The organism is Salipiger abyssi, assembly GCF_017311415.1.
In the GTDB taxonomy this organism is placed as follows: Bacteria; Pseudomonadota; Alphaproteobacteria; order Rhodobacterales; family Rhodobacteraceae; genus Salipiger; species Salipiger abyssi_A.
Window position 1 is genome coordinate 677,194 of record NZ_JAEKIS010000001.1, and the last position, 19,392, is coordinate 696,585.

General features: G+C 65.6%; 18 protein-coding genes and 1 pseudogene. 14 read left to right on the top strand and 5 right to left on the bottom strand.

Annotated elements, in window-relative coordinates; all coding sequences use genetic code 11:
* Window positions 1–104: 104 nt before the first annotated feature.
* Window positions 105–1,682 carry a DUF5928 domain-containing protein gene (locus I6N89_RS03240; protein ID WP_207016765.1) on the top strand — a complete coding sequence of 526 codons (1,578 nt, stop codon included), beginning with the start codon at window positions 105–107 and terminating at the stop codon, window positions 1,680–1,682.
* A 7-nt stretch (window positions 1,683–1,689) separates the two neighbouring features.
* Window positions 1,690–2,058 carry a histidine triad nucleotide-binding protein gene (locus I6N89_RS03245; protein WP_207016766.1) on the top strand — a complete coding sequence of 123 codons (369 nt, stop codon included), beginning with the start codon at window positions 1,690–1,692 and terminating at the stop codon, window positions 2,056–2,058.
* 166 nt (window positions 2,059–2,224) lie between these two features.
* Here I6N89_RS03245 and I6N89_RS03250 read toward each other — a convergent pair whose 3' ends face one another.
* Window positions 2,225–3,151: an ABC transporter ATP-binding protein gene (locus tag I6N89_RS03250; RefSeq protein ID WP_207016767.1), complete on the bottom strand. Its 927-nt coding sequence runs from the start codon at window positions 3,149–3,151 to the stop codon at window positions 2,225–2,227.
* Between the two features lie 75 nt (window positions 3,152–3,226).
* Here I6N89_RS03250 and I6N89_RS03255 point away from each other — a divergent pair, with 75 nt between their 5' ends.
* The 5 genes from I6N89_RS03255 to I6N89_RS03275 are packed head-to-tail and all read left to right on the top strand — an operon-like array spanning window position 3,227 to window position 6,365.
* Window positions 3,227–3,406: a zinc-finger domain-containing protein gene (locus I6N89_RS03255; protein WP_076698413.1), complete on the top strand. Its 180-nt coding sequence runs from the start codon at window positions 3,227–3,229 to the stop codon at window positions 3,404–3,406.
* 51 nt (window positions 3,407–3,457) lie between these two features.
* Window positions 3,458–4,384, top strand: a complete 927-nt coding sequence (locus I6N89_RS03260) for an AEC family transporter (protein WP_207016768.1) — start codon at window positions 3,458–3,460, stop codon at window positions 4,382–4,384.
* Window positions 4,381–4,833, top strand: a complete 453-nt coding sequence (locus tag I6N89_RS03265) for a YaiI/YqxD family protein (protein WP_076698408.1) — start codon at window positions 4,381–4,383, stop codon at window positions 4,831–4,833. The genes I6N89_RS03260 and I6N89_RS03265 overlap by 4 nt, the downstream gene beginning before the upstream one ends.
* A 3-nt stretch (window positions 4,834–4,836) precedes the next feature.
* Window positions 4,837–5,457, top strand: coding sequence for an HAD family hydrolase (locus I6N89_RS03270; protein ID WP_207016769.1), 621 nt, complete (start codon window positions 4,837–4,839; stop codon window positions 5,455–5,457).
* Window positions 5,454–6,365, top strand: a complete 912-nt coding sequence (locus I6N89_RS03275) for an ornithine cyclodeaminase family protein (RefSeq protein ID WP_207016770.1) — start codon at window positions 5,454–5,456, stop codon at window positions 6,363–6,365. Before I6N89_RS03270 ends, I6N89_RS03275 begins: the two co-directional genes overlap by 4 nt.
* A gap of 18 nt (window positions 6,366–6,383) precedes the next feature.
* Here I6N89_RS03275 and I6N89_RS03280 read toward each other — a convergent pair whose 3' ends face one another.
* On the bottom strand, window positions 6,384–7,949 hold the full coding sequence (locus I6N89_RS03280; protein WP_207016771.1) for a DHA2 family efflux MFS transporter permease subunit: 1,566 nt from the start codon (window positions 7,947–7,949) through the stop codon (window positions 6,384–6,386).
* Window positions 7,946–9,094: an HlyD family secretion protein gene (locus I6N89_RS03285; RefSeq protein ID WP_207016772.1), complete on the bottom strand. Its 1,149-nt coding sequence runs from the start codon at window positions 9,092–9,094 to the stop codon at window positions 7,946–7,948. The genes I6N89_RS03280 and I6N89_RS03285 overlap by 4 nt, the downstream gene beginning before the upstream one ends.
* A gap of 121 nt (window positions 9,095–9,215) precedes the next feature.
* On the opposite strand from I6N89_RS03285, the gene I6N89_RS03290 reads away from it, so the two are divergent.
* Window positions 9,216–9,878 (top strand): TetR/AcrR family transcriptional regulator, encoded by a 663-nt coding sequence (locus I6N89_RS03290; RefSeq protein WP_236016382.1) that lies wholly within the window; start codon window positions 9,216–9,218, stop codon window positions 9,876–9,878.
* A 9-nt stretch (window positions 9,879–9,887) separates the two neighbouring features.
* Here I6N89_RS03290 and I6N89_RS03295 read toward each other — a convergent pair whose 3' ends face one another.
* Both I6N89_RS03295 and I6N89_RS03300 read right to left on the bottom strand, forming a co-directional pair.
* Window positions 9,888–10,661 (bottom strand): inositol monophosphatase family protein, encoded by a 774-nt coding sequence (locus tag I6N89_RS03295; protein ID WP_207016773.1) that lies wholly within the window; start codon window positions 10,659–10,661, stop codon window positions 9,888–9,890.
* Window positions 10,658–11,470 carry a DeoR/GlpR family DNA-binding transcription regulator gene (locus tag I6N89_RS03300; RefSeq protein ID WP_207016774.1) on the bottom strand — a complete coding sequence of 271 codons (813 nt, stop codon included), beginning with the start codon at window positions 11,468–11,470 and terminating at the stop codon, window positions 10,658–10,660. Before I6N89_RS03300 ends, I6N89_RS03295 begins: the two co-directional genes overlap by 4 nt.
* Window positions 11,471–11,683: 213 nt before the next feature.
* On the opposite strand from I6N89_RS03300, the gene I6N89_RS03305 reads away from it, so the two are divergent.
* From I6N89_RS03305 to I6N89_RS03330, 6 genes and pseudogenes are all read left to right on the top strand, one after another.
* On the top strand, window positions 11,684–12,628 hold the full coding sequence (locus I6N89_RS03305; RefSeq protein ID WP_207016775.1) for an ABC transporter substrate-binding protein: 945 nt from the start codon (window positions 11,684–11,686) through the stop codon (window positions 12,626–12,628).
* Between the two features lie 122 nt (window positions 12,629–12,750).
* Window positions 12,751–13,785: a quaternary amine ABC transporter ATP-binding protein gene (locus I6N89_RS03310; protein ID WP_207016776.1), complete on the top strand. Its 1,035-nt coding sequence runs from the start codon at window positions 12,751–12,753 to the stop codon at window positions 13,783–13,785.
* Window positions 13,782–15,830 carry an ABC transporter permease gene (locus I6N89_RS03315; protein ID WP_207016777.1) on the top strand — a complete coding sequence of 683 codons (2,049 nt, stop codon included), beginning with the start codon at window positions 13,782–13,784 and terminating at the stop codon, window positions 15,828–15,830. Before I6N89_RS03310 ends, I6N89_RS03315 begins: the two co-directional genes overlap by 4 nt.
* Window positions 15,827–16,708 carry a phosphotransferase gene (locus tag I6N89_RS03320; protein ID WP_207016778.1) on the top strand — a complete coding sequence of 294 codons (882 nt, stop codon included), beginning with the start codon at window positions 15,827–15,829 and terminating at the stop codon, window positions 16,706–16,708. Before I6N89_RS03315 ends, I6N89_RS03320 begins: the two co-directional genes overlap by 4 nt.
* 7 nt (window positions 16,709–16,715) lie before the next feature.
* On the top strand, window positions 16,716–19,166 hold the full coding sequence (locus I6N89_RS03325) for a GcvT family protein (protein WP_207016779.1): 2,451 nt from the start codon (window positions 16,716–16,718) through the stop codon (window positions 19,164–19,166).
* 95 nt (window positions 19,167–19,261) lie between these two features.
* A pseudogene (locus I6N89_RS03330) lies at window positions 19,262–19,392 on the top strand (electron transfer flavoprotein subunit beta/FixA family protein); the annotation flags it as partial.

Below are 19,392 nucleotides of genomic sequence, written 5' to 3' on the forward strand. Positions count from 1 at the left end.
GGCGCTTGCAAGTGCAAAAAAGCAGAACCAGCCGGTTTCTTCAACGCCCGTTCAGCTCTATCAACATATTCTATCGGGCGAAAATGGGGCGTATCGTTTCCTGAATGGCGAAGATTGCCTTCATCCTCCTGTGTCACAAGGATCCTGACGCCGTCATCAAGCAGGCGCAGAGCCTGACCGCCGTGGGCGACTACATGTCGATCCATTTCGACGCGAGCGCCCCGCAGGCGGATTATGACAAGATCCGCAAGGGTCTCGCAGACAACCCCAATGTGACCTTTCCCAAACGCCGCATCCGCTGCGGCTGGGGCGAGTGGAGCCTGGTGCAGGCGACGTTGAACGCGGTCGAGGCGGCGGTGGCGGCGTTTCCGCGCGCGACGCATTTCTACATGCTGTCGGGCGATTGCATGGCGATCAAATCGGCGGAATACGCACATGAGTTTCTCGACCGGCGCGAGGTCGACTACATCGAGAGCTTCGACTACTTCAAATCCGACTGGATCAAGACCGGCTGGAAGGAAGAGCGGCTGATCTACCGCCACTGGTTCAACGAACGCACCCAGAAGAAACGTTTCTACGCGGCCTTCAACCTTCAGAAGCGGCTTGGCCTCACCCGCAGGATTCCCGAAGATATCGAGGTGATGATCGGCTCGCAATGGTGGTGCCTGCGGCGGCGCACGGTCGAATGGATCCTGGAATTCTGCAAGCAGCGGCCGGATGTGCTGCGCTTCTTCCGTACCACCTGGATTCCGGACGAGACCTTCTTCCAGACGCTGGTGCGCCATCTCGTGCCCGAGCACGAGATCGAGAGCCGCACGCTGACCTTCCTGATGTTCACCGATTACGGCATGCCGGTGGTCTTTTATAACGACCACTACGATCTGCTGCTGGGACAGGATTTCCTCTTTGCGCGCAAGATCAGCCCCGAAGCGCGCGAGCTGAAGCGGCGCCTCGGCGTGCTCTATGCGGCGGAGGGTGCCCGATTTCAGATCTCCAACGAGGGGCGGTCGCTGTTCCGGTTCCTGACCGGCAAGGGGCGGATCGGACGGCGGTTCGCGCCGCGTTTCTGGGAGACCGAAAGCACCCTCGGGCGCGAACGCGAGCTGCTGATCGTGGTGTGCAAGAAATGGCATGTGGCGAAACGGCTTCTGGGCCGCATCCGCAAGATGACCAACATCCCCTGCATCGACTATCTGTTCAATGAGGAAAGCTGCGCCCTGCCCGATCTCGGCGGCATCCAGTCGACCATGGGCAAACGGCACCGGCACCGGCGGGCGTTGATGCGGATGCTGTTCGATTATTATGAGAGCGACCGTCTGATCATCTGCATGGACCCCTCGAATCTGGATCTGCTGGAGGATTTCTGCGGCGACCGTGCGGTGACGCGGCTGCTGGAAATCGAATGCCAGTTTTCAGACAGCTATCTGGTCGGGCACGCGCTGCGGGTCGGGCTGGCGGGCGACCGGACGCCGGCCGAAACGCTGTCGCGCTTGCTCCCGACGATCCGCAACGACATGGTGCATGAGAGCGATCGCATCCGGGATGCGAATTTCGACAACCATCTGCGGGTCCGCGAAACCGATCCGCCGGAGATCAATGCAGTGGCGCTCGCCGCGTTCCTCGGGCTCGAGGAAGACAAGGCGCGGGCGATTGCCGAGACCGAACACCTGTTCGCCGACTGAGGATAGAATGGCCTATACATATGATGACGAGAACATCTTCGCGAAGATCCTGCGCGGAGAGATCCCCAACGACACGGTGCTGGAGACCGAGCATAGCCTCGCCTTCAACGATATCCGGCCGCAGGCGCCGCTGCATGTGCTGGTGATCCCCAAGGGGAAATACGTCAATTACGACGATTTCGCCACCAACGCGTCGGACGCGGAGATCCTCGATTACACGCGGGCGATTTCGAAGGTCTGCGCGATGAAGGGCGTGGCGGCCGACGGGTTCCGGATGATCTCCAATGCCGGGCGCGACGGGGTGCAGGAAGTGCCGCATCTGCATGTGCATATCCTCGGCGGGCGCGATCTGGGCCGGATGCTCAACCCGGCCTGACCGCGCGGCGCGGCCTGCGGCCGCACGGGATATCTCGCCGCCGCCTCGGGGCGGCGGCTCGGCGCCTGTGTCGCGGTGACGCCTTTAAGGGGGGGGGCGTGCCGGTGGCGCTGTCCCGCCGGCCTCCGGCGGGGATATTTCGGGCCAATGGAAGAGCCGGGCGCGCTCAGGCGGCGGGGCGCGAGCGGGTGAGGTCGAGGAAGACGTCTTCGAGATCGGCCTGTTCGGTGCGCACGTCGCGGATGCGGATGCCGGCGCCGTGCAGCAGGCCCAGCACATCCTCGGCGCTTGTTTTCGAGGCGCGGTAGCTGAGCGCGATGAGCCCGCCTTCGCGGCGTTCGGCGCTGATGCCCGGCGCCTCCGGCAGGGTGTCGGGCATGGTCTGTGGTTCGATCACCATGGTCTTGGCGTCGAGCTGGCCGAGCAGGTTGCGGGTGCTGTCGCGCGCCACCACCGCGCCCCGGTTGATGATGGCGATCTCGTCGCACATCTCCTCGGCCTCTTCGAGGTAGTGGGTGGTGAGGATGATGGTCATGCCGCGCTCGCGGTTGAGCCTGCGGACATTCTGCCAGAGCATCTGGCGCAGTTCGATATCGACCCCGGCGGTGGGTTCGTCGAGCACCAGGATATGCGGGTGATGCACCAGCGCCTTGCCCAGAAGCAGCCGCCGGCGCATGCCGCCGCTCAGCGTGCGGGCATAGGCCTCGGCCTTGTCGGTGAGGCCGATCATCTCGAGGATCTCGTCGCTGCGGCGGTCGCGCCTGGGCACGCCATAGAGCCCCGCCTGCACCTCCAGCGCCTCGCGCGGGGTGAAGAACGGATCGAGGTTGAGCTCCTGAGGCATGACGCCGATGGCGGCGCGGGACTGGCGCGGGTTGCGGTCCTGATCCCAGCCCGCGATCGACACCTTGCCGGCGCTCTTGATCACCAGCCCGGCGAGAATATTGATCAGCGTCGACTTGCCGGCGCCGTTGGGGCCCAGAAGGCCGAAGATCGAGCCGGTGGGCACGGTGAGGTCGATCCCCGCCAGCGCCTCTTTGCCGCCTGCATAGGTCTTGCGCAGCCCCTCGATGCGGATCGCGTCGCCTGTCATGCCGAGCCTTGCCCCTTTGCCGTGTTTCGCTCATAACGCAGGTAGTGCATACGTGACCAAAAGGGAACCGCAGCGATGACCACCGAGGCCCCGGAGATCAAGATCGTCGACAGCTACCGCATCGCCTGCGACGGCGGCGAAGGCGCGCTGGGGCATCCGAGGGTCTGGCTGCTGATCCCGCAGACCGAGGGGTTCGTCGAATGCCCCTATTGCGATGCGAAATACATCCATCGCGATTTCGAGGGCAAGGTCTGAGCCCGTTTCCGGGCCGGTCGGCGCGGGCCCGCCCCCAGTTTTCAGGGTGACATGCTCGCCATCTTCCTCAAGACGGTTCCGTTCTTCGCCCTGATCGGGCTCGGTTACGGTGCCGGGCGGACACGGTTCTTTTCCGAGGCGGCGACCGCGGCGCTGACGAAATTCGTGTTCTATTTCGCGCTCTCGGCCATGCTGTTCCGGTTTTCCGCGACGCTGTCGATTGCCGAGATCTTCGACGCGCGGCTGGCCTCGGGCTATCTCTGGGGCTCGCTGGCGGTTTATGCGGTCGGCAGCGCCGCGGCCTTTGCGCGCCGGCTCGACGTGCAGACCGCCGCCATCGAGGCGCAATGCGTCTGCACCGGCAATACCGGCTTTCTCGGCGTGCCGATGCTGGCGCTGCTCTTTGGACCGGAGGCGGTGGCGCCGATCATCCTGATCCTCTCCATCGACCTGATCGTGTTCTCCTCGCTGCTGGTGATCCTGGTGACCGGCGCACGCGAGGGGCGGATGTCGCTGCGCATCTTCCGTACCGTCGGCGTGGGCCTGCTGAAGAACCCGATGATCGTCTCGATTGTGGCGGGGCTGCTGGTCTCGGCCTCGGAGCTGCCGCTGCCCGGGGTGGCGACCGAGTTCCTGACCATGCTCGGCAATGCTGCCACGCCCTGCGCGCTCTTTGCCATCGGCGCCTCGCTCGCGTCGAAATCCGCCGAGCGCATGGCGGTGGCGGGCTGGCTGAGCTTTGCCAAGCTGGTGCTGCACCCGCTCTTCGTGGCCGCCGGTCTTTATCTGTTCTTCCCGGTCACGCCGTTCCAGGCGGCGGTGGCGGTCTCGGCGGCGGCGCTGCCGGTGGCGGGCAATGTCTTCATGCTGGCGCAGCATTACGGGGTGGCGCCGCAGCGCGTGTCGGCGGCGATCCTGATCTCCACCGCCGCCAGCATCTTTACCGTCAGTACGGTGATCGCGCTGGTGAGCCCGTGACCGCGCTTTACATCGACGCCGATGCCTGCCCGGTGAAGGGCGAGGCGGAGCGGGTGGCCACCCGCCACGGGGTGCGGATCTTTGTCGTGTCGAATGGCGGGCTGCGGCCCTCGCCCAACCCGCTGGTCGAGACGGTGATCGTGCCCGAGGGGCCGGATGTGGCCGATATGTGGATCGCCGAGCGCGCGGGCCCGGGCGATGTCGTGGTGACCGGGGATATCCCGCTGGCGGCGAAATGCGTGGCCACCGGCGCGCGGGTGCTGCGCCACAATGGCGAGCGCTTCACAGAGGCCAATATCGGCCAGCAACTGGCGATGCGCGATCTGATGGCGGATCTGCGCGCGGCCAATCCGCTGGGGCAGGGCGGCGGGGGCAAGGCCTTTACAAAGGCCGACCGGTCCCGTTTTTTGAACGCGCTCGAACGGGAAATGCGGCAGGCAAAGGGATAGGTCATGGCAATCGAGGCAGTGGTTTTCGACATCGGCAATGTGCTGATCGAATGGCAGCCCGAGCGGTACTACGACCGGGTTATCGGGGCGGATCGCCGCCGCGCCATGTTTGCCGAGGTCGATCTGCACAGCATGAACGAGCGTGTCGATGCTGGCGAGGACTTTCGCACGGTGATCTACGAGACAGCCGAACGCTATCCCGGATGGCGCGAGGAGATCCGGCAATGGCACGACGCCTGGATCGAGCTGGCGGCGCCGGAGATTCCCGGCTCGGTGCAGCTGCTGCGGGCGCTGCGCGAGGCCGGGGTGCCGGTCTTTGTACTGAGCAATATCGGCGAGGGCACGTTGGCGCTGGCCGAAGGTGCCTATCCGTTCCTGGCGGAGTTCGACCGGCGCTATATCTCGGGAGCGATGCGGGTCACGAAGCCCGATCCGCGCATTTACGAGATGGTCGAGGCGGATTGCGGGCTTGCGCCGGGGGCGTTGCTCTTTGCCGATGACCGGGCCGACAATCTCGCCACCGCCGCCGCACGCGGCTGGCAGGTGCATCTGTTCGAGGGGGCTGAGGGCTGGGCCGACTGCCTGGTGTCGCACGGGCTGTTGTCAGAGGGGGTCACGGCATGAGCGCGCCCGATTTCATCCCGTTCGAGGCGCAGGCGAAACTCGACTGGTTGGGGCTGACCCGGGCCTTCGAAGACGGGCACAGGCTGCCCAAGGCCGAGATCGCCGACAGTTTTCTCTATCGCGGCGAGGACACGCTTCTGAACCGCGCCGCCTGGATCGACGGGCTGGGGCTCGCGGTGAAATCGGCCACGGTGTTTCCCGGCAATCCGGCGAAGGGGCTGGGCATGGTGAATGGCGGCGTGTCGCTTTATGGCGATGCTGACGGGCTGCTGGAGGCGGTGGTGGATTTCCACCTCATCACCAAATGGAAGACCGCCGGAGATAGTCTGTTGGGCGCGCTGAAGCTGGCGCGGCCCGACTCGCGCGAGATCCTGATCGTCGGCGCCGGTCATGTGGGCCATGCGCTGTTCGAGGCTTATAGCGTGGGCTTTCCGGGGGCGCGGTTCTCGGTCTGGAACCGCACGATTGCGAAAGCCGAGGCGATGGCCGAAGAGCTGGGCATCGCTGTGGCGGAAGATCTGGAGACGGCGGTGTCGCGGGCCGATATCGTGACCTGCGCCACCATGTCGACACAGCCGGTGATCCGGGGCGAGTGGCTGCAACCGGGCCAGCATCTCGACCTGATCGGGGCCTATCGCCCGGACATGCGCGAGACCGACGATATCGCACTGCAACGGGCGCGGGTCTTTGTCGACAGCTACGACACCACGCTCGACCATATCGGCGAGCTAAAGATCCCGCTGGAGACCGGTGCCATTGCGCGCGGGGACGTGCTGGCGGATTACTACGCGCCCGAGCGGATGCGGCGTGAGAGCGATGCCGATATCACGCTCTTCAAGAACGGCGGCGGCGCGCATCTGGATCTGATGACGAGCCGCTACGTGCATGCCTGCTGGACCGCCGGCTGAGCTGAACCGCGTGCCGCGCTAGTGTGCCGCGCCGCCGGCACCGCTGCGCGGCGGTTTCATGGTCAGCGCCAGCGCGGCGAGCCCGGCGAAGAGCAGCGCGATCAGCGTGAACACGTCGATGAAGGACATCACCGTCGCCTGTTGCGTCACGCGCCCGGCGAGTTGCGCCAACGCGCCCTTTTCGCCGTCGATCCCCTGCGCCTGCAAATTCGCCGCCAGCATGTCGAGCTGACGCAGCGCCTCGGGGTTGGACCAGCTCAGCGCCTCGCCCAGACGCGCGCTGTGCAGCGCGCCGCGGTCGGTCAGCAGCGTGTTGATCACCGCCAGCCCCACGGCGCCGCCGAGATTTCGCATCAGGTTATAGAGCCCCGAGGCGCTCTTCATCTTGTCCGGCGGCAGCGTGCCGAGCGCCAGGTTGTTGATTGGCACCATGCAGATCATCAGCGACAGGCCGCGCAGGATCTGCGGGATGAGCAACTCCTGAAAATCCCATTCGGCGGTCATGCCCGTCAGCATCCAGGACGAGGTGGCAAAGCCCACGAACCCGGTCAGCAGCATTAGCCGCAGGTCGATGCGTGACGACAGGAACCCGGCCAGCGGCGCGCTGAAGAACATCGCGAGGCCGGAGACGAACACCGTCTTGCCGATCATCAGGCTGTCGTAATCGCGGATCGAGGACAGGTAGAGCGGGTAGAGATAGGTCATCCCGTAGAGCCCGATCCCCATGACGAAGCTGAAGACAGAACCGACGGCAAAGTTCACATTGCCAAAGGCCGAGAAATCCACCACCGGGTTCTGTCGCGTGAACGCGCGCCAGAAGGTCACCACCCCGCCGATCACCATGACGACGAAGAGCGCCGCGACGATCTCGTCCTGGAACCAGTCATTGCCCGGTCCCTCTTCGAGCACGAATTCCATCGCGCCGAGGAAACAGGCCAGCGCGCCGAGGCCGATCCAGTCGAAACTGTCGAAAAGGCTCCAGTCTGGCTTGTCGAAATCCACCAGTGCCAGCACGCCGATGGTCACGCCGATGCCGGCGGGCACATTGACGAGGAACAGCCAGTGCCAGCTCATGGCATGGCTGAGATAGCCGCCGACGGTGGGGCCCACGGTGGGGGCGAGCGTGGCGACGAGCCCGATCATTGGCGAGACAATGCTGCGCTTGGAGGCGGGAAAGATGGTGAAGGCCGCGGCAAAGACCGAAGGGATCATGCCGCCGCCGAGAAAGCCCTGCACCGCGCGCCACAGGATCATCTCGTTGATCGACCCGGAGGTGGCGCACATGAAGGACGCGGCGGTGAACCCCGCCGCCGAGGCCGCGAACAGATAGCGCGTCGACATCATCCGCCCGAGCAGCCCCGACAGCGGGATCATCACCACCTCGGCGATGAGATAGGAGGTCTGCACCCAGCTGATCTCGTCGGCGGAGGCGCCGAGCCCGGCCTGGATCTCGGGCAGGGAGGCGGAGACGATCTGGATATCGAGGATCGCCATGAACATGCCGAAGACCATGACGAGAAACGCCGCGACCCGGCGCGGCGTGAGCTGTGGCTCCTCGGGCCGGTCTGCGGCGGCGGCGCTCATTTCAGCGCCTGCGCCACATGGGTGCCGGCGGGGGCGGTGCGGCGGTCGATCTCGACCACCACCGACAGCCCGGCGCGCAGGCCCTCGGTGTCAGCCGGCAGCTCTATGCGCACCGGCACGCGCTGCACGATCTTGGTGAAATTGCCGGTGGCGTTGTCCGCCGGCAGCAGCGAAAAGACCGAGCCGGTGGCCGGCGCGACCGAGACCACGCGGCCCTCGATCTCGTGGCCCTCCATCGCGTCGATGCGGAGCGTCGCGGTCTCGCCCGGCACGATGCCGTCGAGCTGGGTTTCCTTGAAATTCGCCTCGACATAAAGCCCCCGGTCGGGAACGACAGCGGCCAGCCGCGCGCCGACATTGACCAGCTCGCCCGCCTCGATGGCGATATTGGCGACGGTGCCGTCGAAGGGCGCGCGCAGAACGGTGTGATCGAGATCGCGCTGCGCCTGGTCGATATCGAGCTGAAGCTCGCGACGACTCGACTCGGTCTCGGCGCGCTCGGCCTGCAATACGGCGATCTCCGCCTTGGCCCGTTCGATGGAAGCGACCGCGGCGGCACGGTTGGCACGCGCGGTCTCCAGCGCGCCGTTGGCGTCGTCGAGATCGGCCTGCGAGGCGACCTTGCGCGCGGCCAGCCCCTCGATCCGCGCCTGCGTGGTCTCTGCCGTGTGCAGGCGCGCCTCGGCGCCGGAAAGCTCTGCCTCGGCCTGGGTGACGCTCGCCTTTGCGGCGGTGATCTGCGCCTCGATCCGCGCCAGCGTGCGGTCGAGCGTCGGCAGCTTGGCCTGCGCCTGTTCCAGCGCGATGCGGTAATCGCCGTCCTCGATGGTCACCAGCACATCGCCCTCGCTCACATGCTGATTGGCCCGCACCGGGATCTCGGCGACATAACCCTGAAGCTTGGAGGAGACCAGCGACAGGTCGGCCTGCACATAGGCGTCGTCGGTGCCGACCATGAACCGCCCGTCGGTCCACCAGCCATAGCCCGCATAGCCCCCCGCCAGCAGCGCCAGAAGCGCGATCCCGCCCAGCACCCGCGCCCGACCGCCCCGCTTTTTCGGCGGCGCGTCCTGCGCTTGGGTCTCGGGCCGGTCTGCGGGGTGCGTGTCGGTGTTTGCGGCGTCTATGCGGTCGTGACGGGACATGGGCGGACCTTCGGAACAACGGGAATCTGCGGATCGAACCGCTCGGTTCGATATCAGTTAGGAGGCTCTTTGGGTGAAATCAAGACTTCATCGAACCGAGTGGTTCGATTATATTGCGCTCATGACAATGCAGACACTCAGCGACAGGTCTGAGGCCGAGGCGCAAAAGCGCCGCCATGCCGCCGGCCAAGATCCCGAAAAGCGCCGCCAGATTCTGGAGGGCGCCTGGCGCGTGTTTATCGAGCAGGGGTTCGACGCCGCCTCGATGAACAGCATCTGCAAGGCGGCAGGCGTCTCGAAGGGCACGCTCTACGTCTATTTCGAGAACAAGGAGGATCTCTTCGTCGCGCTGGTCGAAAGCAAGCGGCGGGCACTGTTCGAGGGGATCTCTGGCCGGCTGGCCGAGGCGGGATCTATCGAAGAGCGTCTGTTGGCCTATGCGACCGGGCTTGCCGCGCAGCTGAGTTCCGACGACGTGATCCGGGCGCAGCGCATTGTGGTGAGTGTGGTCGAACGCATGCCCACACTCGGCATGCGATTTTACGAGGCCGGCGCGCGGCAGTTCCTGAGCCGGCTCGAAATCTTCCTGCGCGAAGAAACGGAGGCGGGCAACCTCGCGGTTTCCGATCCGGCGCTCGCGGCGTCGCAATTCGTCGAGCTGTCGACGACGAACACTTGGCGGGCACGGCTCTTCGGGCGTCGCCCCGACGCGCCGGACGAGGCGGAGATCGACCTTGTCGCGCGCGAGGCGGTGCGAGTGTTCATGGCCGCCTACAAGGCCTGACGGAGCGGCTCAGCCCCGCACCAGTTGCAGAAGCTCCGCGTGCAGCTCCGGCGTCGCTGCGGTGATCACGCGACCGTCGGAGTCGAAGTCGAGCGGCTTGCCGTCCCAGTCCGTCATGATCCCGCCGGCGGCCTCCACGACCGCCGCGACCGGCAGGTAATCGTAGGGTTTGAGATCGTAATCGACCACCGCGTCGATGCGCCCCTCGGCCACCAGCGCATGCGGCTGGCAGTCATAGCTCATGCGGCGTAGCCTGCCGGCACGGCAAAGCCGCCCAAAGAGCGCCGGGTCCGCCGCGTGGATCTTTTCGCCCTCGTTCACAAAGAGCGTCGCCTCGGCCAGCGCGGTGCAGTACGAGACGGTGATCGGCGCGCCGTCCTTTTCGGCGCCCTTTCCACGCAGGCCGGTATAGACAGTGCCAAGCGCGGGCAGGCGGATGATGCCGAGCTGCGGAAGGCCGCCCTCGACCAGTGCCAGCAGCATGCCGAAGAGCGGCACGCCGGTGATGAAACTCTTGGTGCCGTCGATGGGATCGACCACCCAGATGCGCGCGCGGTCGAGCCCCGCGGTGCCGAACTCCTCGCCAAAGATCCCGTCTTCGGGAAATTTTTCCGCCAGCGCGTCGCGGATGCTGAGTTCCGTGTCGCGATCCGCGCGGGTGACCGGGCTTTCGTCTTCCTTCAGGTCGGCGGGCGGCGGGCTGGCAAAGGCCCCGGCAGAGATGCGGGCCGCCGCGCCGGTGATGTCGAGCGCGGTCTGCAAGGCGGTGGTCAGATCGGTCATTTCGGGGCTCCGGGTGTCTGGGGGCGGGCCGAGGCCAGTTTGACCTCGATATCGAGCGCCGCAAGCGCTGCGGCGAGATCCTCCGGCGGCGGTGCATCGGTGATCAGCAGATCGAGCAGTTGCGGATCGGTGAGCGAGATCGGCGCGCGGCGGCCGAACTTGGTGCTGTCGGCGGCGAGAATGCGGGTGGTGGCGCGGTCCATGATGGCGCGCGAGAACTTGGCTTCCTCCAGATCGAAGATCAGGATGCCCTTCTGCGCGTCTATTGCGGCGGCGGAGAGAATGGCGAAATCGGTCTGGAAACGCTCGACGAAATCCAGCGCATCCACACCGAAGATCCCGCCGTCATGGCCGCGCAGTTCGCCGCCGGGCATGAAGACGCGGTTGCCGTTGCGCGCCGCCAGCGCATGCGCCACCGCGACCGAGTTGGTCACGATGAACAGATCCGAATGCCCTTGCAGGGCCTGCGCGATATAGGCGGTGGTCGAGCCGATATCGAGAAACAGCGAGGCGCCATTCGGCACGCGCGCGGCCACATGCGCGGCGATCCGACGTTTCGCTTCGGGCGCCTCGGACATGCGCGCGGAAAAACTGAGCTCGGTCTTGGTCTCGGCCAGATGCACGGCACCGTGCACCTTATGCACCACCCCATCCTCCGACATCTTCTTCACATTGCGCCGGATGGTCTCTTCGGTGACCCCGAGCGTCTCGGCGAGGGTCTGGATCCGGCTGTTGCCGCCGGAGAGGCGCAGAATCTCCAGAATCTCGTGCCCCCGGGCGGCGGCGGTCGTGTTGGTTCGGTGGTCCATGTCTGTTGATTCCTGCTGCCGCATGCGCGTTTCGAAGCGCGACGGTGAAAGAAAAGCCACATTTTTCAACATTAATACAGGATAAAATGATATAAATCGAAAAATATGTTGATTTATGTCTGAAATCTGATGAGTTTTGAACCATGGAAGCCGGAGCAACCGGCCCCCCGACACGATCAGACACAAGATCAGACAGACGACAGGAGAGGTACTATGAACATCATCGGAGCGATCGGGGCCGGCGCGCTGGCCCTCACGACCGCAGGCGCCGCCTTTGCGGAGGTGGAAAGCACCGACCCGATCCGGCTGACGCTGCACGACTGGAGCGGCCAGCTTCTCACCACCACCATCATGGGCAAGGTGCTTGAGGAAGCGGGTTACAATGTCGAATATGTGCAGGCCGATTACATCGCGCAATTCGCGGGGCTGAAGACCGGCGATCTGCATGTGGCGATGGAGATCTGGGAAACCACCGGGCGCGAGGCGATGGACGAAGCCTTTGCCACCGGCAATGTGGTCTCCTTCGGCCCCACCGGCATGGATGCCATCGAGGAATGGTGGTTCCCCGCCTATATGAAGGAGATCTGCCCCGGCCTGCCCGACTGGCAGGCGCTGAACGACTGCGCGCAGGAATTCGCCACGGCAGAGACCGCGCCGTTCGGGCGCTATCTCGGCGGGCCGGTGACCTGGGGCGGTTTCGACGAAGAGCGTATCGAGTCGCTTGGCATGGATTTCGAGGTGGTGCATGCGGGCACCGACGCGGCGCTCTTTGCCGAGCTGGAATCGGCCTATCAGCGTCAGGCGCCCATCGTGCTGTGGCTTTATTCGCCGCATTGGGCGCCGGCGAAATACGAGGGCGAATTCGTCGATTTTCCCGATTTCGAGCCGGCCTGCTACGAAGATCCCTCCTGGGGCATCAATCCCGACATGGCCTATGATTGCGGCAAGCCCACCGGCAACATCTGGAAGGTCGGCTGGTCCGGTGTCGCCGAGAAATGGCCCGGTGCCGCCGCCGCCATCGAGGCCTTCACGCTCGACAACGCCGCGATGGGCGACATGGTCGGCAAGGTCGATCTCGACGGCCAGGAGGTCGATGCCGTCGCGCAGGAATGGCTCGACGCCCACAAGGACGTGTGGTCGGCCTGGATCGCGGACTGAACTCTCCCTGCCGGCCGCGGCCGGCCCAACTTGCCCGCGCCGGCTCAATGCGGCGCGGGTCTCTTGAGGCGAAAGCCACTGCCCGCGTCCGGCCCGCCGGACGCCGCCGGGAGACCTGACACATGACACACAGTTCGATCCTGCTCGAATGCATCGACCTCTGGAAGATCTACGGCCACGCGCCCGAGGACTTCCTGAAAGCCCATGGCGGGGCGCCGACAACGGCGGATTTCCAGGCCCAGCACATGGTGGGCGCGGTGCGCAACGCCAATGTCAGGATCGCCAGGGGCGAGATCTTTGTGATCATGGGGCTGTCGGGCTCCGGCAAATCGACGCTGGTGCGCTGCCTGTCGCGGCTGATCCAGCCCACCGGCGGGCAGCTGATCTTTGACGGCGAGGAGATCCTCGGCAAATCCGACAGGCAGCTGATCGAGATCCGCCGCAAGCGCATGGGCATGGTGTTCCAGCATTTCGCGCTTCTGCCGCATCTGACCGTGCTCCAGAACGCCGCCTTCCCGCTGGAGGTGCAGGGCGTCGACCGTCAGACCCGCGAGCGGCGCGCCCTTGAGGTGATCGAACTCGTCGGGCTGAAGGGGCGGGAAAACCGCTATCCCGGCCAGCTTTCCGGCGGGCAGCAGCAGCGCGTCGGCATCGCGCGCTCGCTCGCGGTCGAGCCCGACCTGTGGTTCCTCGACGAGCCGTTCTCGGCGCTCGATCCGCTGATCCGCCGCGAGATGCAGGACGAGTTCATGCGGCTTCAGGCGATGCTGAAAAAGACCATCGTCTTCATCACACACGATTTCGACGAGGCGATCCGTTTGGCCGACCGCATCGCCGTCATGCATGACGGCGAGATCGTGCAGATCGCCACGCCCGAAGAGCTGGTGCAGAACCCGGCCAACGATTACGTCGCCGAATTCACCCGCTACGTTCCGCGCGCCAAGGTGCTGACTTTGGGCTCGGTCATGCGACCGGGCGCCGCCGAGAGCGGCGTTGTCGGCGAATTGCCGGCCAATGCCCGGATCGAGACTGTCGCCGACCAGATCGAACGCTCGGACGGTGTGTTCAACCTGCGCGATGCCGATGGCGCCACGGTGGGCCATATCGGACGGCGCGAGGTCATCGACGTGCTGGTCGGCCGGAGGGGCGGGGCATGAGCCAGGCCGAAACCGAGTTTGCCGCCCCCGCCGGGCAGGGCAGCGGCCTCGCCGCGCTGCTGCGCAAGCCGTGGCTGTTCTGGGCGACGCTGTTCCTCTCCACCGCACTCATCTCGCACTATGCCTTCGATCTCTACAAGGCGCTGGATGCGCGCTGGATCATCCGCTTTCCGAGCGCCTGGCAGCCGGATTTCGAGGGCCGGATTTCCGCCTTCATGACCTGGCTGCTGGAGGATGCGCGCATCCTCGGACTGCAATTCCGCGAGATCACCCGCGGCCTCGCGGCGATGATCGAGGCGCCCTACGATCTGGTGCTCGATCTCTTTGTGCGCGGGCTGGTCTTTGGTCAGGGCCAGCAGGCGGTGCAGATCCTGCCGCCGCTCTCCTGGGTTGCGGTGGTCTATGCGGTCGTCGCACTCGGTCACTACACCAAGAGCTGGGCGCTCGCCGCGCTGATGGGCGGCTGTTTCGGCTATCTCGCGGTGTTCGGCCAGTGGGAAAGCGCCATGGTCACGCTGTCCTCGGTGCTGATCGCGGTGCCGCTGGCGGCGGGCGGCGGGCTGCTGCTCGGCATCCTCGCCTACCGGCTGCGCTGGGTCGATCTGATGCTGCGCCCGGTGCTCGACCTGATGCAGACCGTGCCGGTCTTTGCCTATCTGGTGCCGATCCTCTTCATGTTCGGCTTCGGCCCGGTCTCGGCGCTGGTCGCGACGATCATCTATGCCACGCCGCCGATGATCCGCGTCACCATCGTCGCCCTGCGCGGCGTGCCCGAAGAGCTGGCCGAGCTCGGGCGCATGGTCGGCTGCACGCCGCGCCAGCAGATGTGGAAGGTCATGGTCCCCTCGGCCAAGCCCACCATCATGGTGGGCGTCAATCAGGTGATCATGCTGACGCTGAACATGGTGATCATCGCTTCGATGATCGGGGCAGGGGGGCTTGGCTATGACGTGCTGACCGCGCTGCGCCGGCTCGATATCGGCGGCGGCATCGAGGCGGGCATCGCCATCGTCGTGCTGGCCATCGCGCTCGACCGGCTGAGCCAGGAATACGCCACCCGTACCGTAGAGCAGACCGCGCGTCAGGCGCAGGGCGGCTGGCTGCGGCGCCATCGCTGGGCGCTCTCGGCGGCGGCGGTCGCGCTGGCGACCTTCCTCGCCGGCATGGTGCTGCCCTGGATCCAGAACTACCCGGCCGCCGCCGAGATCAGCACCGGCGCCTTCTGGACGCGGGCGATGGAATATATCAACGTCACCTATTTCGACACGCTCGACGCGATCAAGACCGTGATCCTGCAATGGTTCATGCTGCCGGTGCGGGCCTTCTTCACCGGCATCCCCTGGGTCTGGGGCCTCTTTGCCGCGACGCTGATCGGGCTGCGCGCCGGGGGCTGGAGGCTCGCCGCGCTGGTCTTTTGCCTCGTCGGGCTGATCGTTCTGGCCGGTCTCTGGACGCCGGCGATGATGACCGTCTATCTCTGTGGCGTCTCGGTGGTGATCGCCTCTGTGATCGGCATCCCGCTGGGGATCTGGGCTGCCGGAAGTGCCGGGTCGAACCGGGTGATCGGTGCCTTTGTCGACACGCTGCAAACGCTGCCGAGCTTTGTCTACCTCATCCCCGTGGTGATGCTGTTCCGGGTCGGCGATTTCTCGGCGATGATCGCCATCGTCGCCTATGCGCTCGCCCCCGCCGTCCGCTACGCCGCCCATGGCATCCGCTCCATCGACCCGCAGGTGATCGAGGCGGGCATCGTCTCGGGCTGTACGCCGGCGCAGCTCATGCGGCGGATCAAGCTGCCGATGATCGTGCCCGAGCTGCTGCTGGGGCTGAACCAGACGATCATGCTGGCGCTCTCGATGCTGGTGATCACCGCGCTGGTCGGCACCCGCGATCTGGGTCAGGATGTCTATATCGCACTGACCAAGGCCGATACCGGGCAGGGGATCGTCGTCGGTCTCGCCGTGGCCTTCATCGCCATAACCGCAGACCGCATCCTCGCCGCCTCGGCGCGGCAGATGCGCCGCAAGCTGGGGATCGAGCAATGACGCTGGACGAGGCCATTCACCGCGCGCTGAGCCTGCCGATCTGGCGCGATCCGCAGGATGCCCAGGCGCTCAGCGGCGGGATCACCAATCACAATATCCGCCTGAGTGATGCCGGCCGCGACTACGTGGTGCGGGTGGGCGGGGACATCCCGGTGCATCAGGTGATGCGCTTCAACGAGCTGGCCTGTCACCGCGCCGCCCATGCGGTCGGCCTGTCGCCCGCCATCGTGCATGCGGAACCGGGCATCCTCGCCATGGATTTCGTGCCGGGCCGGGCGCTGACCGAAGCGGATATCCGCGACCCCGAGACGCTTGTCCGCGTCCTGCCGCTGATCAAGCGGCTGCACCGCGAGGGGACACGGCAACTGCGCGGCCCGGTGCTGATGTTCTGGGTCTTCCATGTGGTGCGCGATTACGCCGCCACCCTGCGCGATGCGGGCTCGCCGCATGTGCCGTCGCTGCCGGAATTCCTCGAGATCGCCGAGGCGCTTGAGGCGGCGGTCGGGCCGGTGGAGGTGGTGCTGGGCCATAACGACCTGCTGCCCGCCAACCTGCTGGATGCCGGCGACCGGATGTGGCTGATCGACTGGGATTACGGCGGGCTGAACTCTCCGCTCTTCGACCTCGCGGGGCTCGCCTCCAATGCCGGGCTCGACGCGGCGCAGGAGCGCGGGCTGCTCGCCGACTATTACGGCAAACCCGCCGACGATGCGCTCTGGCGCGCCTATGCGGCAATGAAATGCGGCTCGCTGCTGCGCGAGACGATGTGGAGCATGGTGTCCGAGCTCCACTCGGAAATCGACTTCGACTACGCCGCCTACACGGCGGAAAACCGGGCCCGGCTCGCCGCCGCGCTCAAGGACTTCGAACGTTTGTGAGGATCTTATGACCGACTTTCCGACCAGCGCCAAAGCCGTGATCATCGGCGGCGGCATCGTGGGCTGCTCGACAGCCTACCATCTGGCCAAACTGGGCTGGACCGAGGTGGTCCTGCTCGAACGCAAGAAACTGACCTCCGGCACCACCTTTCACGCCGCCGGGCTGGTGGGGCAGCTGCGCTCGAACGCCAATATCACCCAGCTTCTGGGCGAGTCGGTGAAGCTTTACCGCACGCTCGAAGAGGAAACCGGGCTCGGCACCGGCTGGAAGATGAATGGCGGTCTGCGGCTGGCCTGTAATGAGGAGCGCTGGACCGAGGTCAAGCGCCAGGCTACCACCGCGCGGTCCTTCGGGCTCGACATGCAGCTGCTGACGCCCTCCGAAGCCAAGGAGCTCTGGCCGCTGATGACCACCGACGACGTGGTGGGCGCGGCCTATCTGCCGACCGACGGGCAGGCCAGCCCCTCCGACATCACCCAGGCGCTGGCCAAGGGCGCGCGGATGGCGGGGGCGAAGATCTACGAGGACACCAAGGTGCTGGAGATCGACCTTCAGGACGGGGTGATCAAGGGGGTTAAGACCGAGAAGGGCTATATCGCCTGCGAAAAAATCATCCTCTGCGGCGGTCAGTGGACCCGCGATTTCGCCAAGACCGTGGGGGTGAACGTGCCGCTGGTGCCGGTGGAACACCAGTACATGGTGACCGAGCGTATCGACGGTGTGACCTCCGATCTGCCCACGCTGCGCGATCCGGACCGGCTGACCTATTACAAGGAAGAGGTCGGCGGGCTGGTGATGGGCGGCTACGAGGCCAACCCGATCCCCTGGGCGATGGACGGCATCCCCAAGGGCTTTCACTACACGCTGCTGAGCTCGAATTTCGATCATTTCGAACAGCTCATGGAGCTGTCGCTGGGCCGCGTTCCCGCGCTGGAAAGCGCCGGGATCAAGGAGCTGGTGAACGGGCCGGAGAGCTTTACGCCTGACGGCAATTTCATCCTCGGCGAGGCGCCGGAGCTGAAGAACTTCTTCGTCGGCGCGGGCTTCAACGCCTATGGCATCGCCGCTGGCGGCGGTGCCGGCATGGCGCTGGCGGAATGGGTGGCCAATGGCGAGCCGCCCTTCGATCTCTGGCCGGTGGACATCCGCCGTTTTGGCCGGCCGCATTTCGATACCGACTGGGTGCGCACCCGCACGCTGGAGGCCTATGCCAAGCATTACACCATGGCCTGGCCGTCGGAAGAGCACAGCTCGGGCCGGCCCTGCCGCAAGTCGCCGCTCTACGACACGCTGAAGGCCAACGGCGCCTGTTTTGGCGAAAAGCTCGGCTGGGAACGGCCCAACTGGTACGCAGATCTGTCGGCGGGCGAGGAAGCACGAGACATCTACACCTATGGCAAGCCCAACTGGTTCGACGCCGTGGGCCGTGAGCACAAGGCGGCGCGCGAGGCGGCGGTGCTTTACGACCAGACCTCCTTTGCCAAGTTCATCCTCAAGGGGCCGGACGCGGAAAAGGCGCTGAGCTGGATCGCCGCCAATGACGTGGCCAAACCGGTGGGCGGGCTGATCTACACCCAGATGCTCAACGACCGGGGCGGGATCGAATGCGACCTGACCTGCGTGCGCACCAGGCAGGACGAATACTACATCGTCACCGGCACCGGCTATGCGACCCATGATTTCGACTGGATCGCCCGGAACATCCCCGCTGATTGCAACGCGCAGCTCGTGGATGTGACCTCGGCCTATGCGGTGCTTTCGCTGATGGGGCCGCGCGCCCGCGACATCCTCTCGGCGGTCACCCGCGACGACGTGTCGAACGAGGGCTTCAAATTCGGCACCGCCAAGACCATCGGCATCGCCGGCTGCCCGGTCAACGCGCTGCGCGTCACCTATGTGGGTGAGCTGGGCTGGGAGCTGCACCTGCCGGTGGAATACGCCACCACCGTCTATGCCGCGCTGAAACAGGCGGGCGCCGCGCACGGGCTGATCGACGCGGGCTACCGCTCGATCGAGAGCCTGCGGCTGGAGAAGGGCTATCGCGCCTGGTCGGGCGAGATCGGCCCGGATTACACGCCCTTCGAGGCCGGGCTCGGCTGGGCCTGCAAGCTGCGCAAGGACGTCCCCTTCAAGGGGCGCGAGGCGGTGCAGGCGCAGAAGGAGGGCGGCGTGAAAAAGATGCTTGCGACCTTCACCACCGACGATCCCGACACGATCATCTGCGGTCGCTCGACGATCTTCCGCAATGGCGAGCGGGTCGGCTATCTCGCCTCCGCCGGGTTCGGCTACACGCTGAACCAGTGGATCGGCTTCGGCTATGTCCGCTCCGAGGGCGGCGTGGATGCGGATTACGTGCTCTCGGGCGAGTACGAGCTTGAGGTCGCGACCAAACGGGTGCCCTGCAAGGTGCATCTGGCGCCGCTCTTCGATCCCAGGATGGAGCGGGTCAAATGCTGATCTGATCCCATTGCCCCCGCGCGGTTTTCCGGACCGGTGCGGGGCCTCTCCCGAAATCCCTGAACTGACGGCAAGACTGCTCAAGGAGGCAGGCTATGAAGGTACTCGTGCCCGTAAAGCGCGTGATCGACTACAACGTGAAGGTCCGCGTGAAAGCGGACGGATCGGGTGTCGATCTGGCGAATGTGAAGATGTCGATGAACCCGTTCGACGAGATCGCGGTGGA

Excerpts from the sequence above, each read along its gene's own strand:
- I6N89_RS03255 (WP_076698413.1), top strand. The coding sequence starts at position 3,227 with ATGACCACCGAGGCCCCGGAGATCAAGATCGTCGACAGCTACCGCATC.
- I6N89_RS03320 (WP_207016778.1), top strand. The coding sequence starts at position 15,827 with ATGACGCTGGACGAGGCCATTCACCGCGCGCTGAGCCTGCCGATCTGG.
- I6N89_RS03270 (WP_207016769.1), top strand. The coding sequence starts at position 4,837 with ATGGCAATCGAGGCAGTGGTTTTCGACATCGGCAATGTGCTGATCGAA.
- I6N89_RS03315 (WP_207016777.1), top strand. The coding sequence starts at position 13,782 with ATGAGCCAGGCCGAAACCGAGTTTGCCGCCCCCGCCGGGCAGGGCAGC.
- I6N89_RS03310 (WP_207016776.1), top strand. The coding sequence starts at position 12,751 with ATGACACACAGTTCGATCCTGCTCGAATGCATCGACCTCTGGAAGATC.
- I6N89_RS03245 (WP_207016766.1), top strand. The coding sequence starts at position 1,690 with ATGGCCTATACATATGATGACGAGAACATCTTCGCGAAGATCCTGCGC.
- I6N89_RS03290 (WP_236016382.1), top strand. The coding sequence starts at position 9,216 with ATGACAATGCAGACACTCAGCGACAGGTCTGAGGCCGAGGCGCAAAAG.
- I6N89_RS03285 (WP_207016772.1), bottom strand. The coding sequence starts at position 9,094 with ATGTCCCGTCACGACCGCATAGACGCCGCAAACACCGACACGCACCCC.
- I6N89_RS03240 (WP_207016765.1), top strand. The coding sequence starts at position 105 with ATGGCGAAGATTGCCTTCATCCTCCTGTGTCACAAGGATCCTGACGCC.
- I6N89_RS03250 (WP_207016767.1), bottom strand. The coding sequence starts at position 3,151 with ATGACAGGCGACGCGATCCGCATCGAGGGGCTGCGCAAGACCTATGCA.
- I6N89_RS03280 (WP_207016771.1), bottom strand. The coding sequence starts at position 7,949 with ATGAGCGCCGCCGCCGCAGACCGGCCCGAGGAGCCACAGCTCACGCCG.
- I6N89_RS03275 (WP_207016770.1), top strand. The coding sequence starts at position 5,454 with ATGAGCGCGCCCGATTTCATCCCGTTCGAGGCGCAGGCGAAACTCGAC.
- I6N89_RS03325 (WP_207016779.1), top strand. The coding sequence starts at position 16,716 with ATGACCGACTTTCCGACCAGCGCCAAAGCCGTGATCATCGGCGGCGGC.
- I6N89_RS03300 (WP_207016774.1), bottom strand. The coding sequence starts at position 11,470 with ATGGACCACCGAACCAACACGACCGCCGCCGCCCGGGGGCACGAGATT.
- I6N89_RS03260 (WP_207016768.1), top strand. The coding sequence starts at position 3,458 with ATGCTCGCCATCTTCCTCAAGACGGTTCCGTTCTTCGCCCTGATCGGG.
- I6N89_RS03295 (WP_207016773.1), bottom strand. The coding sequence starts at position 10,661 with ATGACCGATCTGACCACCGCCTTGCAGACCGCGCTCGACATCACCGGC.
- I6N89_RS03305 (WP_207016775.1), top strand. The coding sequence starts at position 11,684 with ATGAACATCATCGGAGCGATCGGGGCCGGCGCGCTGGCCCTCACGACC.